The sequence below is a fragment of the Mycobacteroides immunogenum genome, from assembly GCF_001605725.1.
GTDB lineage: Bacteria > Actinomycetota > Actinomycetes > Mycobacteriales > Mycobacteriaceae > Mycobacterium > Mycobacterium immunogenum.
Map to the genome: position 1 here is coordinate 63046 of NZ_CP011530.1, position 14980 is coordinate 78025.

Sequence of the window (14980 nt, forward strand, 5' to 3'; positions counted from 1 at the left end):
CTGTTCCTCGGTTACCTACTGGACCCGAACGATGATCTCGGAGTGTCCCAGCCGGATGATGTCTCCGTCGGCCAGCTGCCACTCAGTGACCGGAGCGTTGTTGACGGTGGTGCCGTTTGTCGAGTTCAGATCCGACAGCAGTGCGGCGTGTCCGTCGAAGCGCACCTCGAGGTGGCGCCGCGAAACGCCGGTGTCCGGAAGCCGGAACTGAGCGTCCTGTCCGCGACCGATCACATTGGTGCCCTCACGCAGCTGGTAGGTGCGGCCACTGCCGTCATCAAGCTGCAGCGTGACGGTGGTGCGACCGGCACCCGGACCGCCCGCGGGGGCGCCGTAGTCGGGGCTGCTCTGGTAGCCGCCCTGCTCGTAGTCGCCGTACTCGGGCTCGCCGTAGCCACCCTGGGGTGATCCGTAGCCACCCTGCTGCGGCGGAGCGCCGTATCCGCCTTGCTGCGGGTAGGCGGGGGGACGCCCGTAGTCCTGGCCCGGAGGGGGACCTTGCTGACCGCCGTATTGCCCGCCGCCGTAGCCACTGCCCTGCTCGTACTCGCCGTAGTTGGGGCGTGGAGGCTCGCCATATCCGCCTTGTTGCGGGGCGCCGTACCCGCCACCCTGCTGGGGCGCGGCGGGGGGCCGACCGTAGTCGGGACCGCCACCGTATCCGCCCTGGTCATAACCGCCCTGCTGTGGTGGGCGCTGCTGGTAGCCGCCCTGCTCGTAGCCGGCGGGCGGACGACCATAGTCCTGGCCGTACTGCTGGCCCTGTCCGTAGCCACCGCCCTCGTAGCCACCCTGACGCGGCGGGTATCCCTGGCCGCCCTGCGGCTGCTGAGCGCGCGGATCCTGGTCGGGACGCCCGTACCGGTCGTCCTCTCGGCCGTACTCTTCGCCGGGGCGTCCCTGCTGGGGACCTGGGTTGTCAGTCATGGATGCTCCTGGTTGTGGATCCGGGGTCGGAGGGGCAGTCGTCACGGCGCCGTGCGTACGGTCCCGCTTGCTATCGGGATTGACCACACCGCGCGTACGAAACTGGCCGGTGTGCAAGTTTGGTGATTGTTCGAATCGGACAACAACTTCACCATACGTTTGCCACCCCTGATCGCGAATATATTCGCGCAGGAGTTCGGCGAACGTGTCTGGGTCGAGATCGCGATCGTCGGCCGCTTTCTCGTGATCTGAGGCACTGAGGAGAACAAAGAACTCGTTGGGAGCCAATAGCCGCCCCTGGCCGGCCGACCGGACGCCGTCGGCGGCTTCACGGCGCAGCGAGGCCTGCACTTCTTGCGGCACGATGCTGCCGCCGAATACCCGGGCGAAGGCATCGCCGACCACGTCTTCAAGCTTGCGCTCAAAGCGCTGGACAATTCCCATGCCTTCCTCCTTTCGGCGATCGCGTGGGAGGTGCTGAGCGCATGGCACAGCGCACCGCCGCGAGCGGATCTCGAGTAGATGGTATCGGTTTGATGATCGTCGGCACCCACTCCTCTATTACGAGAGGACATCGTCTTGGCACCAAAAGGCCATCTATCCACGCTGTTTGTGGTGATCTGGGGGTACTCAGGTGCCCGCCCGGACCATTCGCGGTTCGGAGGTGGGGTTCTGATCGTGATAAGCTGCCGCGGTCGTTGGGGCGAGTGGCGGAATGGCAGACGCGCTGGCTTCAGGTGCCAGTGTCCTTCGGGACGTGGGGGTTCAAGTCCCCCTTCGCCCACCGATAACCTCCCACCTGTTACCGCAGGTGGGAGGTTTTTTCATAGGCGGGGGCTAGGTGGTTTCCTGCCCCCGTGGGCACATTTTGGGCACAAACGGTCGCGCCCAAGAGTTGTCCACACACCGAATAGGGTCTCGGAGTTCGCTCTCCGAGACCCTATTCGGTGTGTGGACGCGTCATCCGATGCGCTCGTACTCGACTCCCAGCTCGTCGAGCACCGCCCAAACTGTGCGCTCGCATCCGCACTCGTTCTCTGCCATCACTTCACCTCCCTCACTCACACCACCCGTGCCTCCCCTGTCGGCTCCCCTCGCCGCTGCAACTCGGGAGCGTCCCAGCCTTCGTACCGCCGACCGTTCTCGCGATCCTGCTCCCCCAGCGCACACGCACCCCCAGCACCGATGTCGGCCACGTGCGCCAGCGCCCCCAACACCTTCTTGGTCTCCCCCAGCGCGGCTTCCAACAGTTCTGCGTGCCCCGTTCTCATGCCCTCCGACTCCACCACGGGCAGCCCCGCAGCCGCCTCCCGCGCCGACTGCGCGACGGCCCTGTGCGCCTGGACGATGGGGTCACCACTCGTCGCGACAGTTCCTGACATCAGTCCTTCTCCTTCTCTCGATGACATGAGTTCCATTCGGCTTGGCCAGCCACTGAGCTTTCAACGACTCGGCGGCACGGGCACTCGTCGCGCGACTCCGCTCGGCCAACTCGGCGGCACGTGCGCTCAGTTCCTCTTGCGTCACGGGCGCTCGCCCAACAGGTTGTCCCATTTCCCTTGCGCCACTTCCAGCTCGAACTGGAGCTGCGCATCGCTTGCCTTGCGCATTTCGGCGTGTGCGTCCATCGCAGCAAGGAACTCCTCGTGAGCCGTGGGACGGTCAGTCCAATTCAGCGCTTCGATGCACATGAATGTCGCCGCGAGCGCAGCGTTGCGCTCAGCCGAGCGGGCGTATGCGGCCTGGATGGCTTCATGCTGCTCTCGTGTGTACATATCTAATCCTCCTTATGCCGCTTGGCTTCTCGACTGCTGGATGGACATGTAGTTCTCGCTGGCGTACACCGCTTCTCCCCAGCGGCCCGCGCTCATCGCTTCTGCGGCATCCGACAGATACCACCGACTCAGACCATCGACATAACCTTGCGGCTGAACCCCGACCCACCGACTCCCTCGGAGCCGAGCGGACTCCACGTCCAAGTCGGAGCAGCCTGCCGAGCCAATAGCAGCCCGAGCGAACACCCTCAGAGCCTCCGCGTCCGTCACACCCTCACGACCACGAGAAACCTTGCATTCCAGCAACTCCCCACCCTGCACCAGTTCCCGATACTGCTCGGCGGACTGGCTGTTCTCGTCGGCGGGCACGGTGCTCAACATGCTTTCGAGTTCCCATCCATAGGGAATGAGGCTGGTGAGCTTGTCCGCGACCATGAGGCTGCCCTCAAGGTCGGAATGAGTTGAGATTCCTGTCATCTCGTCCAACGGGGTCACCTCGGCGGGCAGGAGGATGCCCGCTGGGTGGATAGACAGGGCGTCTGCCGTGGCATAGACGATGCGACTCTCGAACCCCCGCCGAATGCTGGCCACAGCGAGTGGCTGAGCCCACCCCGCCTGCTCGAATTGGTGACAGAGTGAAGCCAGCGCACGGTGCAGGCGAGCCTCGGGTTCGGGCAGGTAAGCGATGAATAGTGCCGTCACAGAGGTGTTCTCATCCTTGGGGAGTTCCACACCAGGGGCCAGCCCATAAGTCCTTTGCAGCCAAGCGGCGTCCACCACGGGACCGCGTGGAGCTGGTGCTGATGCAGGAGTCTGGGGAGCACTGGGGGTCTGGACTCCTGGTGGCGGGGAGGCTGGCGTTCCCTGCGGTGCGGGTGTTACTGACTGAGTTACGGGTGGCGGGGTCGGTACTCCGCCGATTGGCGCGAGCCCCGAGGGAATTGGAGAGGTGCCGCTGGTCCCTGGAGTGAATCCCGTGCTCGCGGGCGCGAGAGGTGTGGCGGGTGCCATGCTCGTGGCGGGGAGCTGATGTCCTACCGAGCTGGTGACCGCCGTGGCGATGTCCGATGCCACGGCGGGCAGATCAGGCAATGGAATGGACGGGGTGTTGGGCAGTCCAGGAGTGTGGTGCTCGGGGGCCTGGCGCTGCTCGGCGCCACGTGGTCCCTGTCCTGCGGGGGTGTTCAGCGGACTCGACGCCGAGCCGTGCGGGGAACTGGCGCTCGGAGATATCGGAGTGCTCGCTGGACCGCTCCCCGAGATGAGTCCCGCGAGGGTTGGATTCACAGGGGCTGCGGGAGCACTGGTACTCCCTGGTGCGCTTGGCGTGCTTGGTAACTCGACAGTCGAGGTGCTCATCGCACGGGGCATTTCCGGCAGGCGTTGCGCCTCGACGACGGGGTGTTGGCCTGTGTTATAGGCCGTCACGACCGCGTGAGGATCAGGCTGCTGAGCGCTCGGCGTCATGGGAACACTCGTGTAGCTCGGAGTGGTGGAAGCTCCTGGCGCGCCTGCAAGGCTGTGGCCAATGTCGTCAAGGTCGGTGGTCAGCTTGCTTGCGACACCAGCGATGTCATCCCTGTACTTCGCGGTGAGGTCTGTTGATGACGGTGTAACAGCGGTGCCAGCCGTCTCGCTGGTGATGGCGTCTTTGATTTCGCTCGTACCCGTACTGACAAGATTCGCGATGTGCTTCTTGGCCGCACGAATCTTCCCGGCGGCGTCCAACATCCATCCAGAGATTGCGGTGAAGTCGGCACTCTCCTGGCGGAGCTGGCCCGCGATGCTCGAATATCCTTCTGACACACTGTTAGCTGTCCTGCCCTGCATGCCTTCATCGGTCTGACGCTTAGCATCGTCAGCAGATTCGGCCTGTGTTCGGGCAGCGGTCGATGCGTCATCCGCCACGACCTCAGCGACGTGGTACGCGCTCTCCGACTCAGATGGCCAGTGCGTTCCAATCAGGGCATACGGGTCATCGAGAGGCATCTCGACATCGGGTTTTGGTGCCATCAGTCAGGAACATCCTTCGGGGTACGTCTTGTCGATAGAATCTGTAATGTCATGTCCTGCAATCAACTCGGATTTGACATGCTCGACGTATCTCGTGAACCCGTCCAACATGGACTTATCGTCAGGACTATTCGCGTCGATAATGTCCGCGCGAGTCGCAGCCAGTTCCTGTGTCACCCACCCCAACTTGCTCCGCACCCATTCCCCAGACCCTGGACTACGGACACCCGTGAGCTGCCGAGCAACGCTCGCATCGTCGGGAAGCACCAATCCTGGTGACGCTGTTGCATTTCCAATAACAACGCGTGAGCAGTCTGGCATCGGATGACTCGCCCACACCTGCTCCACGTCCACCAGGCCCTGAGCCGACGCCGAACTGATCGTCCCCGCCGCGCTCGCCCCCGTGGGGGTGGTGGGGTGAGTCGAGCACCCCACCACCCCGAGTCCCACGCCGAGCGCGGCGACCAGGGACACGAGATACCTTGTGTCCGGCCGGGATTGATAGATAGTCATGGTCACACGCTATCCCCTCGTGCGGGTCTCTGGGGTAGACCAGTCCCCTGGACCATCGACCAGTTCCCCTGTCGGAGGAACTCCGACGATTAAATCGCACGAGTGGGTGTCCAGCTCGGGTGACCAGGTGCACCAGGGTTGCGGGTCGGCACCAGCGGGCGGAGCGCTCAGGATGCCGAGAGCCATGACACCCGCTGCGACAAGTCTTTTCATCGTCCCGCCCCCGTCCACACGGGGGAAGCCGATGGGACATGGATGTAGGACGGGGGTTGCCCCATGTCCTTGCCGTGCGTGGCGCGGCACAGGTCGAAATCCCAAGCGTCGGCGCAGGACTTTGGGTTCGGGTGGTCCTGGTAGCCCCCAGGAGTCGGGGTTGGTGTCGGGTCAGCGCCCGCGAGCGGGGCGGTGAGAAGACCGACCGCCGCTGCGCTCGCTGCCACGGCTGCGAGGATCAGGTTTTTCTTCATTTCTCTTCATTTCTCTGATGGTCGGTCAGATGTTTTGTCTGGGTTGAGGCCTACTTGCCGCCGAGCCTGTCCATGAGAGAGCCACTCGGGGCGGGCTGCACGGGAACGCTCGTCGGCTCGGGATACGGAACCACCTCGGGGACAGGCGTGCTCGTGATGGCGGGGTAGCTCATCACCGAATTCTCCGGAAGCTGGTCGTAGTCCTGCACTCCGAGCCGAGCCATTTCGGTCAGTTCGGTGGTGGTCGGGTAACGGCGGGGCAAGGCACCCGCACGCTCGCGGGCTTCCTCGCGCTCTTCCCAGCGGTCGAGCACAGCTTCCTCGGCGGAGTTGCGGGGAGTCGGGTACTGACCGTCGTCGCCGCCGTCGTCATCATCGTCGTCGTCGCGCGCCGTGCGTGCGGAACTCCCGCCGTCGAGCGTCGTGCCCCACCACAGCAATCCACCGATAGCGGCGATGGTTCCGACGAGCCAAACCCACCAGGGTATTCCACTGCCGCCGCCCGTGCTCTTCGACGGTGCGGGCTTTGTGGTCGTGGTCGGTGTCACCGTGACGGTGTGAGTAGCGGTCGCAGGTGGTGTGTAGCTCGGCAGGTTCTTCTCCCACTGCCTGGCATCGTCATATCCAGGATCCCCGGGGTACAAAGTCGTGGGCGCAGCAGCGGCCACGGGCATCGCGCCCGTCGTGCCGTCCTCGGTGGCGAGCATCGTCAGCGGGACAGCGGCCAGGACGGCGCTCAGTCCAACCACCGCGCCAATTCGCTTGAGAGTCATGCTGATACCTCCTGAATAGAGTGCTTCTGGTGCCATTCGGCAGCCGAGCTGGGCAGTGTCCACGTGCTCGGGAGAACCATCAGCTTCAAGTTTTTGAGTCGGTCGTCCGTCACGTCGAGTCGGGTTGGGATGCCCACAGCCAGGGCTCCTGCCGCAGCCAGTGCGACTGTGCTCCAGCGGAATCGGCTGTCCAAGTCCGTTGTGTCGATGCCCGTGAACTTGTCCTTCATCGTCTTCGTGACCGACTCGCGTCCTGCTGTCCCACCGACGAATCGACCCAACACCCATTTCACCAAAGTCATCGGGGGGATCTCGCTTACCTTGATATCCGCGTCCACCAGTCGTCGCATGATCTCGCCCGAAAGCATCATGCGCCGAGGGCCGCTGGGATCCTCGTGGATGGGGTCGCAGAGGGGTTTCATCATCACAACGAGAGCTGGCTTCCCGCTGCGGAGAACAGAATCCAGCACACCCTCGGCGGTCTGCGTGGTGCGGTGAACGGTAGCCGCGATGCTCCTGTTGCTGTTCGCCGAGGGCGCGGGAACCCACTTCACCAGAGGGATTGGAGAGTCCTCGGCTATCAGGACAATCGAGCACCCCGAGGTCACAGGGTCAAGTGCGACGACATGCCTGCTCATAGTGAATACCCCCCTGCGGATGGTCTTTTCGTCACCGTGTTCTCCTCTGATTTCTCGGTCTGCTCTTGTTCCTCGACCGACTCGGACTGCTCGTCGGCGGGTGCGGGTACAGGGGGCGTGACAGGGCTTTTAGTGGTCGAGCCCGGTCGGGGTTTCAGCGTGCCGATCTGTTCTCCGCCCGCCCACTGGTCGCTCAGTGGGTCGAACTTTTCAGCTCCAGCAAGGAGGTTGCCTCCGCTGTCGGTAAGCACGACAACCTCGGTGTCCGCGATGGTCTCAGCGCCACCCTTACGCCAGTCCGCAGTGGCTTTGATGCCGAGCCTGGGATACAGACTCGGCAGTGAGCCAGCGACTTTCGCGCTCTGCTCCCAGATGGTGCGAACCTCATCTGAGGGTGCCTTCGCCAACACCACCGAGCCAGGTGAGTAGGAGTAGGGGGTTTGCACCTCCACAACCTGCTTGCCGACCCTATCGACGTACAACGCACGTCCTGGGTGGGTCAACCGCCCACCGATACGGCGTGCATCATCGCGCAGATTCTCCGGAACGAAGGTTCCCGTGACAGTGCGCTCCCCTGGCACACCCAGCAAGACAGCAAGGCCGAACTGGTCCTGCAACGACACAGGAATGGTGTCGGCGTAAACGTCCTGCGCGGCGATGAGCACCACGATCCTTGCTTCCCTGCCCACTCGGATAATCCGTGCCAGCCGTGCCATGAACAGCTCCAGCCCGTTCTTCTTATCCAGCTCGGAGACCTCCGATTTCATGGTTCCGAACTCGTCGAGCACGAGGAGGATGCCCGGGTATCGGGCATACGGTTCTGCCGTCGTGCGCTTGGCGATCTTCGCCTCGGCACGACGCCGCTCCAATTCGGCACACACCTCGGCCACGAGCAGAAGATGCTGCGCGGGCTCGCTACTGACCATCCGCACATTCGGCTGCTCGGCCAAAGCCGCGTAGTCCGAGCCCTTGCCGTCGCCGAGATAAATCTCCCACCCGCTGAGCCGAAACTGCTCAACAACGCTGCGCACCCACACCGACTTACCGACACCAGGCTGCCCCGCCGCGATGCAATGCCGAGTGCTGGTGACAGTGGGAGCGATCAGGTTGCCTCGTGCATCCCACCCCACGGGCCAGCGCGCCTCGGGCACCCGACGAACGGCGTCATCCACAGTGGCAGCGGGCACAGGCGCCGGAAGCGCAGCCGCGTCGGGAAAGGCACTCGGAGCATCGTCAAAGCGCATCACCACCCCGCCATCGGCGGTATCCGCGAGTCGCAAATTCGAGGAGTCCATGCCCGCCGCGCGGAACCCATTGCGCAGCAGGTCGAGACCCTTTGTCCACTTCGCCGCGCTCGCATTCGAGCTGTGGGAGAACGCCAGCTCCAACCCGTCCTGACCAATCTCAACACCCGCGATGGACGGAATCCCGACCGTGGCGACTTTCCGCTCGACTGCCCCATACCGTCCACTGAGTGTCTCCGAGGTCGTCTGCGAGTCCGCGATTCCAGCGCTCTCCGCCAACCTCGCGAACCAGTCGTCATCCCTCAACGTGCCGAGAATTCCGTATCGCTGCTGCACGTCCCCGTGCCACAGCTCAGCCACTGTTCTCGCCCACGCCATGAACTCCGCGTCGTCCAACAATGTCGCGTCCAGTCCCGCGAACACGTCAGGGCAGCTATCGGTCTCGACCAATCCACCGTTTGGTCGCAGCACCGCGAGGGGGCCAGCATCCGAGCGACCAACACCCAACCGCGCGGCGAGCGCGGGCGGGCACGCAGCGCGCCAGTGCCACACGATCACGCCCGACGCCAAGGCGCGGGTCGCTCCCGTGTACCGCACTACGGGCTGTCCCAACAAACGCTTCTCCTCAGCGGCGAATCGCTTGCCGACCTCGGCCACCGCGCGGTCGGCGTCCGCCTGTGCCCGCGCCATGATGGTCTTCACGCGCTCGGCGGTGCGCTCGCGTTCGGCATCGGCCTGGTCGGCGTCGCGGAGCAGGTCACGGTGCGCGGCTTCCGCCCTGCGGACATCCTGACGCCACATAAATTCATCGCGCGCGTGTTGCTGACGCGCCTGGGCCGCGCACCGCGCGGCGCGATTCGAGGACGCCATCACATCCACCTCGGCTCGGAGGCGAGGAACGTCATGGCGGCGCGAAGCGCCTCGCGCCCTTCAGCTTCCGCGTTCTCCTGGGCGGCACGAACCATGCGCGCCGCGCTGTGCTCGGCGGACGCGAGTTCCTCCCGAGCGTCGAATCGAGCCGAAGAAAGCTGTCCGGGGCGGGCGGGCACCGAGTAGCTCCGGGAACTCCCAGAGCCCCGAATGGCGAGCCAGATGATGAGCCCCGCGCCCGCCAACATGACGAGACCAATGAGGCTGTACTGACCACCGAGAAGTGAGAAGCCCAGCAGCGCAAGGACTGTAACGCCAATCCACTTGCCCACTCGGTCTCACCTCCAAAAGCCATGCTCACGGGCTGGGAGCGCTTGCGCGAGCAGTTCCGTGAGCTATTAACTAATTCTAATCAAAATATTCGCTGTGTCAACCCTTGATTTCACCAATCCCGGTGTCTACCAGGCTTTCCCGTTACTCTGGCATTAACACCACCGTTTGCTATCTGGTCAGGAACCGCCCGTGAGCTGGGGTTTAGGGGAAACGGGAGACACGAGAAGTTGCGAGAGCGGGGTGTTTCCGCAGGTCAGAAGCCATAGATGCTACTGAGTGTGAGAGTAAATCTGACGGAAAAGTCCAGGTCACTGGGGTTCTCGGGAGGTCAGAAGGTTCGCCGCGAGGTGTCGTCCGAGGCGAAGCCTTGGGCGGCAGCGAGCATCGGGCGTGGCGCTGGGGAGGGAGTTCTTCTTACGGCACGGAGATGCGGAGTGCCGAGAAGGGTTATGGGACGGGCGAAATGGGGCGCTGAGGGCTCTTACGGGCGGGGTTACGAGAGGGCTCGGGAGCAAGGGTGCGAGGGGCGCTCGGATGGCCGTGAAAGGGTGTTCCTAGCAGGCCCTATGCGAGTGTGCTCTCACCCGAAATCAAGGGGCTCGGGAATCTTACGGAGCGTCTTACGGAGCCCCTTACGGCCAGTCTTACGGAGCATCTTCCATGCGGCCTTACGAAATCGGGGTCACCAGAGGGTCGAGCGGGCGGGCAAACTGGCTCAGGACACGGCTTGGAGGCCGTGGCGGCGCTGGGTCTCGGCCTCGGACAGCACCTTGCTCACGACCGAATGATGGACGCCCGCTCGCTCGGCCACGATGTTCTTCCGCCCCTCAGTCTCCGACAGAGCGAGGATCCGAGCGACCGTGGCCACGGGCTGACGGACGGCGCGAGATTCCACGATGCGCTCGGCCAGCGCGACGAGTTCTGGCGCGGGACTCGGCGCGTCACCACTCCCCTGCGGCGCGCTGGGCGGCGCGGGGCGCGTCGCGTTGGGCGCGGCCGTGGAGACGGCGCGCGACGCGGGACGCGATGCGTCGGGCGCGCTTGAGGTGATTGGGCGCGGCGCGCTGCTGGACGCTGGAGGTTTGCTGACCTGGGGTGATGCGGCGCGTTGGGCGACGCGGCGGGGCGGCTTATCCCCCACGGCGACGAGCGCGAGCGTCGCGACGCCAATCGCCAAATCAATCACCAAGGGCAAGACGAACGCGAGCTGACGCGGGATGTGCGCGATCACCGCGAGGTCGCGCAGCGCGACGAAACTCAACAGGAACGCGCCGAGTGCGAGGCCCGTGGTGGCTGCAACGGCGGCTCGATACACGCGGCCCGAGGCGGTTGTCTTGGCCAGCACGGCGATGCCGTGAACCGACGCCAGCAGCACTGTGGGCGGCACCATCGCTACCGCTGCCGCGAGCCACCGGGTGCTCTCGGTGGCGGTGAGCACCGCATGGGCGACGTTCCCGATAAGCGAAACGGCGGTCGCTCCAGCTAACCAGGCCCAGAAGAACCGCGTGGCGCGGTGATGCGCGCGCTGCGCGAGTTCCGTCTGCGTGAGGATGGTGCTCATATGGCCGATTGTTGTTGAGCTGGAGTGGGATTGGCTAGTCACGGCCCGTCACGTCCCCCTGGGTGCGGTAGTCGCTTCTGCTCGTGATTCCCCAGATGTTTGTCCGTGCCAGCCGCTCGTCCAGCTCGGCGCGGAGCCTGGCGACCTGGACGCGCAACTCCTCGACAGCGGCTTCCCCGCCCCCTGCGTGGGCCTCGGCCTCGGCGCGCTCAATCAGCGAGTCGATGTTGAACGGGCGGAACTTGGCCTCGGGACCGAGCGCGTTCAACAGCTCTTCGACAGCCGAGCCGAAAGTCGGCGCGGACGACGAGGACAGGTCGGAGGCGTAGTAAATAGTCGGAGTGGGCTTGACCTTGGCGGGCGCGGCCTTCGGCTTCCCCTTGGCCGAGGGTGCCGCCGTGGTCGGCTTCGGCTTCGGCGTAGATGCGGGAGGTGGTGGAGTGCTGCCCCCGCGAGGATCCGCATCGCCGTCGTCCTCGTCCTCGTCGTCATCCTCGTCGAGTGGCGGCGGTGTCACCGCTACGTCACTACGAATCGGCGTCACATTGTCCGGAGTGTCCGGGTCTTCCCCACCGTCGTCGTTCGGGAAGAGCAGGGGAATCAGCGAGCCGTACGTGTCGGCGCGGGCTCCCCACTCCTCCTGGGGCTTGACGGAAATATTGAGGACGCGCGCGCCCGCGATGTTCCGTGTTTCCCGCACCCCGGGGAGCGTCTCGATGCGGGCGCGGAACGTCTTCAAGTTCATTCCGCCCGATTGGCCTTCACCCGTGCGGAACGTGTCGAACGCCTTGAACAAACTCTTAATCGGTAGCGGTTCACCGACCAGCCAGGCATCCTCGATGCTCATTCCCAGACCGCGCTCGCGACGGATACCCAAGCTGCCGCCGACCGCTTTGGCCATGGGCCGCACGCCAACCGTGCAGCACTGCGCGACGAACTGCGCCACCCTGTCCGACGAGGACTCGAAGTGCGCTTTGACGGCGGGATGCGCCGCCTGCCACTGATACCCGGAGAGGATGTGGCGCTGGCGGGCCGTGGCCCACCGCACGAGAATCCCCGGAAGCTCCGTGAGGAGCTGCTTCTCGATTGCGGGGTTCTCCTTGTTCTTGTAGGACTTGGGGAACGCGGCGGGCACAGTGCGCGCGAAGTAAGCGTCGCCTTCCACCACGGAAATGGTGGGAATCGTGTTCGCCGAGAACAGAAACAGCGAGTTGGCGCGGAAGTGGAACATTTTCCCGTACTTGCGATTGGCCGTGATTTTGTCGTCGCCCGTCACGCGCTTGAAGACGGACAAGTCGTTCACGTGGTCCTTGGGAAGATCCGGGCACACGTTGATGGCGCGGCCATACAACTCGGCTGCGGCGAATTGGTTGTCGGCCAGTTGCTGCAATGTCAGCCCGGAGACGTACTGTTCGCCGCCCGCGAGCTTCTCGGCCAGCCGCAGGATTGTGGACTTTCCCGAGCGGGACGGGCCGAACAGGAACAACGCCCTGGCGGGGGTGAGGCTCGGGTCGAGGAACTGGCTGATGACCTCTTCCACCAGCTCGACCTGGAATGGCCCCACCCGGTCGGATAGCCAGGCGTCGTAGGTGGGGCACGCCGCGTCGGGATTCCAGTCCGCCGGAATCTGTCGGGTGCTCAGGTACTTCGGGTCATGCGGGTGCAGGACCAGCGTGCGCAAGTCGAGCATGCCGTTGCGCAGGTTCAACATCTGATGAGGCGCGAGATCAGGCAGTCTGAGCCCTGCTGCGTGCAGCATCGCTTGAGCCTTGGCGGTCGCGTTGGCCAGGTGCCCAGTAGTGAAATGCGCGCCGAGCAGGGTGGACACCAGCGCGGGGAAACCCGCATCACTCGTGTCGTAGACGCCCTGCCGGTACACAGCGACGGTGCCGTCAGCGGCCAAAGCGATGGGCGCGATGTCCGACTCCGCGACAACTCGCACGAGCATGTCAGCGTCCAAGCCACCGCCGTCGCGCAACCACACCCCGCCGTCCAAACGCGGCGGAAGCTTCACCCGGCCGCTCACGAAGTCATATGCCTGAGTGACCGATTCAGACAGCTCTGCCTGCTGCTGCGCGAGAGACTTCTTGGGAGCCGAGTCTTTCTGGGCCTTTGGCCTGCGCGATGCGGGCTTGCTCGTGGCCCTGTCCACCAGCCGATTCCAGGCAGCGGCGCGTTTGTCCACAGGCAAGGCGGTCAGGTAGTCGTCCACCCCGGTCTTGCCGCCGCCGGGCACCTGGGTGTAGCGGATGGACTCAGCGTTCGACAGGGCGGAACCGAGGCGCTCAGCCCCTTCGTAGACCTTTGGGTTGCTCCCGGCGTCAGCGTCCATGCAGATCAGCACTTCTCGCCCCTCAGCGAGGCGCACGAGGGCGATGTCGGGAGTCCAGTCTCCCGTGCTCCACGCAGAGCACCCCGGAATCGACAGCACCCATGTGTCCTTGTCGCCGCTCTCCGCGAGCATCGAGGCGACTGCCAACGCCTTCTTGAATCCTTCGACAAGGAGCACCCTGCCGTCGTCGGAACCACGGCGGACAACACCATGATTCGCGGCGCGAGGCGCTGGCTCGAACTGGTATTTCCCTTCACCGTCGGCGGGGCTGTCCGACCGGAACTGGAATCGGGGCTCACCGCCGTCGAGTGGGTGCCACACGAACAGCAGGCCCTGAGTGCGAGACTTCAAATGCTGCCAGGGATTTCGGTCGGGGCCAAGACGCAGGTCCACGGAGGTCTCCACGGAGCGCACCAGGTGCGGGTGGGTTTCGAGGAACTCGGCGGTGCAGGCCGCACCCGCGATCAGGACCTCACGGTCCTTCTCGTTCAACGGCTGCGCAGGCAACTCAGAGGTTAGAGTTGGTGTTACAGTTGTCATGTCGGACTTTCTTGTTCGGTGTCAGGGTCAGCGCTCGTTTCCAGGCGGGGATGCTGACCCTGATTCGTTTTCAGGGGTCTAGGCGGCTTTCCGCTTCTGCTTCCAGGTGCGGTCCACGTCCTCTTGGCGCAGGAGCCAAACGCGTCGCCCACCACCTACTTGGACCGATAGCGCGGGCAGCCGCCCTGCCGCGATAGCCGCGTGCACGGCTCTGCGGGTGCGTCCAACGCGGGCTGCGGCAGCACCTACGCCGAGCAGCAAGTCAATGTCATCACTCATATCATCGAGATTAGCTCTGAATTGCCCATATGCAACCGAAAATGGCGTACTAGCAGTAGATTTGCACGTCCCGTGACACGATTTGTGATTGCTAAATCCGCACGAACAGGAGCGGAAATCTTACGGAACGTCGCGAAAGAGATTGGAATCCCAGGAACGACCTGGGCAGAGCGTCTTACGGAACATTCGCCCCGTTCTAGGCCTCCTTCAATGGCCATCGTGTGCTGCCAGCAATCATGTGATGCTAGTCACATTCGGGAGGGTGTATGGCCACTCCTGCCAGGCGCGCAGACATTTCTGCCAGGTCAAAACAGCATCTCCGCCGACTCAACCGATAGCCTCGGGCACCGAAAAGACCAGCTCAACAATACTTTCCGCGTGTTGCGCTAAGCACAACGGCAGAAACGGCACTTTTCGGCCATTAACCCCTATACAGAAAAAACACACACTATCTCCCCCTCCAGACGCGCGATGTCAGGGTCTTGGGGACGTGACAGCTACCAGAAACACGCATTTTTACCTCTATAGAGTTAGTGGCCGAAAAGTGCCGTTTCTGCCGTTGTGCTCGATGCAACACGCCCATCAGCAGGGCACTGAGCTGTAAAAACACATGCTGAGCTGGGGTATCGAGTCCCTAATCCTCAGTCGTAGCTATTGGTTCCGACTCCCTTGGGTTCCACGCCGATGGCGACCATGCGAGACCTCCTGTCGCGTC

General features: G+C 64.0%; 12 protein-coding genes and 1 tRNA gene. 1 reads left to right on the forward strand and 12 read right to left on the reverse strand.

The window, feature by feature from the left end; all coding sequences use genetic code 11:
* Positions 1 to 15: 15 nt before the first annotated feature.
* Positions 16 to 1371, reverse strand: a complete 1356-nt coding sequence (locus ABG82_RS00345; RefSeq protein ID WP_043078146.1) for an FhaA domain-containing protein — start codon at positions 1369 to 1371, stop codon at positions 16 to 18.
* A gap of 257 nt (positions 1372 to 1628) precedes the next feature.
* Between ABG82_RS00345 and ABG82_RS00350 the strand changes: the two genes are divergently transcribed.
* Positions 1629 to 1711: transfer RNA gene (locus tag ABG82_RS00350), tRNA-Leu, on the forward strand.
* A gap of 277 nt (positions 1712 to 1988) precedes the next feature.
* Here the strand turns inward: ABG82_RS00350 and ABG82_RS00355 are convergent.
* The 11 genes from ABG82_RS00355 to ABG82_RS28100 all read right to left on the reverse strand — a co-directional run bounded on the left by ABG82_RS00355 (position 1989) and on the right by ABG82_RS28100 (position 14265).
* Complete coding sequence (locus ABG82_RS00355) at positions 1989 to 2309, reverse strand: hypothetical protein (RefSeq protein ID WP_165589742.1); 321 nt, start codon at positions 2307 to 2309, stop codon at positions 1989 to 1991.
* A 141-nt stretch (positions 2310 to 2450) separates the two neighbouring features.
* On the reverse strand, positions 2451 to 2702 hold the full coding sequence (locus ABG82_RS00360; RefSeq protein WP_043078145.1) for a hypothetical protein: 252 nt from the start codon (positions 2700 to 2702) through the stop codon (positions 2451 to 2453).
* A gap of 12 nt (positions 2703 to 2714) precedes the next feature.
* A complete protein-coding gene (locus ABG82_RS28810) occupies positions 2715 to 3404 on the reverse strand; it encodes a hypothetical protein (RefSeq protein WP_234708033.1) in 690 nt (229 codons plus the stop codon).
* A gap of 2033 nt (positions 3405 to 5437) precedes the next feature.
* Entirely contained in the window at positions 5438 to 5695 is a 258-nt protein-coding gene (locus ABG82_RS28095) for a hypothetical protein (protein ID WP_054416665.1), read from the reverse strand.
* 50 nt (positions 5696 to 5745) lie between these two features.
* On the reverse strand, positions 5746 to 6468 hold the full coding sequence (locus ABG82_RS00375; RefSeq protein ID WP_043078143.1) for a hypothetical protein: 723 nt from the start codon (positions 6466 to 6468) through the stop codon (positions 5746 to 5748).
* Positions 6465 to 7106 carry a hypothetical protein gene (locus tag ABG82_RS00380; RefSeq protein WP_043078142.1) on the reverse strand — a complete coding sequence of 214 codons (642 nt, stop codon included), beginning with the start codon at positions 7104 to 7106 and terminating at the stop codon, positions 6465 to 6467. The genes ABG82_RS00375 and ABG82_RS00380 overlap by 4 nt, the downstream gene beginning before the upstream one ends.
* On the reverse strand, positions 7103 to 9220 hold the full coding sequence (locus tag ABG82_RS00385) for a type IV secretory system conjugative DNA transfer family protein (protein ID WP_054429033.1): 2118 nt from the start codon (positions 9218 to 9220) through the stop codon (positions 7103 to 7105). Before ABG82_RS00385 ends, ABG82_RS00380 begins: the two co-directional genes overlap by 4 nt.
* On the reverse strand, positions 9220 to 9552 hold the full coding sequence (locus tag ABG82_RS00390; RefSeq protein ID WP_043078140.1) for a hypothetical protein: 333 nt from the start codon (positions 9550 to 9552) through the stop codon (positions 9220 to 9222). Before ABG82_RS00390 ends, ABG82_RS00385 begins: the two co-directional genes overlap by 1 nt.
* Positions 9553 to 10268: 716 nt before the next feature.
* Positions 10269 to 11156 (reverse strand): DUF2637 domain-containing protein, encoded by an 888-nt coding sequence (locus tag ABG82_RS00395; protein ID WP_234708032.1) that lies wholly within the window; start codon positions 11154 to 11156, stop codon positions 10269 to 10271.
* Positions 11149 to 13986 carry a phage/plasmid primase, P4 family gene (locus ABG82_RS00400; protein ID WP_078336699.1) on the reverse strand — a complete coding sequence of 946 codons (2838 nt, stop codon included), beginning with the start codon at positions 13984 to 13986 and terminating at the stop codon, positions 11149 to 11151. The genes ABG82_RS00395 and ABG82_RS00400 overlap by 8 nt, the downstream gene beginning before the upstream one ends.
* Before the next feature lie 78 nt (positions 13987 to 14064).
* Positions 14065 to 14265 (reverse strand): hypothetical protein, encoded by a 201-nt coding sequence (locus ABG82_RS28100; RefSeq protein ID WP_043078138.1) that lies wholly within the window; start codon positions 14263 to 14265, stop codon positions 14065 to 14067.
* Positions 14266 to 14980: the final 715 nt, after the last annotated feature.

Excerpts from the sequence above, each read along its gene's own strand:
- ABG82_RS00345 (WP_043078146.1), bottom strand. The coding sequence starts at position 1,371 with ATGGGAATTGTCCAGCGCTTTGAGCGCAAGCTTGAAGACGTGGTCGGC.
- ABG82_RS00355 (WP_165589742.1), bottom strand. The coding sequence starts at position 2,309 with ATGTCAGGAACTGTCGCGACGAGTGGTGACCCCATCGTCCAGGCGCAC.
- ABG82_RS00360 (WP_043078145.1), bottom strand. The coding sequence starts at position 2,702 with ATGTACACACGAGAGCAGCATGAAGCCATCCAGGCCGCATACGCCCGC.
- ABG82_RS28095 (WP_054416665.1), bottom strand. The coding sequence starts at position 5,695 with ATGAAGAAAAACCTGATCCTCGCAGCCGTGGCAGCGAGCGCAGCGGCG.
- ABG82_RS00375 (WP_043078143.1), bottom strand. The coding sequence starts at position 6,468 with ATGACTCTCAAGCGAATTGGCGCGGTGGTTGGACTGAGCGCCGTCCTG.
- ABG82_RS00380 (WP_043078142.1), bottom strand. The coding sequence starts at position 7,106 with ATGAGCAGGCATGTCGTCGCACTTGACCCTGTGACCTCGGGGTGCTCG.
- ABG82_RS00385 (WP_054429033.1), bottom strand. The coding sequence starts at position 9,220 with ATGGCGTCCTCGAATCGCGCCGCGCGGTGCGCGGCCCAGGCGCGTCAG.
- ABG82_RS00400 (WP_078336699.1), bottom strand. The coding sequence starts at position 13,986 with ATGACAACTGTAACACCAACTCTAACCTCTGAGTTGCCTGCGCAGCCG.
- ABG82_RS28100 (WP_043078138.1), bottom strand. The coding sequence starts at position 14,265 with ATGAGTGATGACATTGACTTGCTGCTCGGCGTAGGTGCTGCCGCAGCC.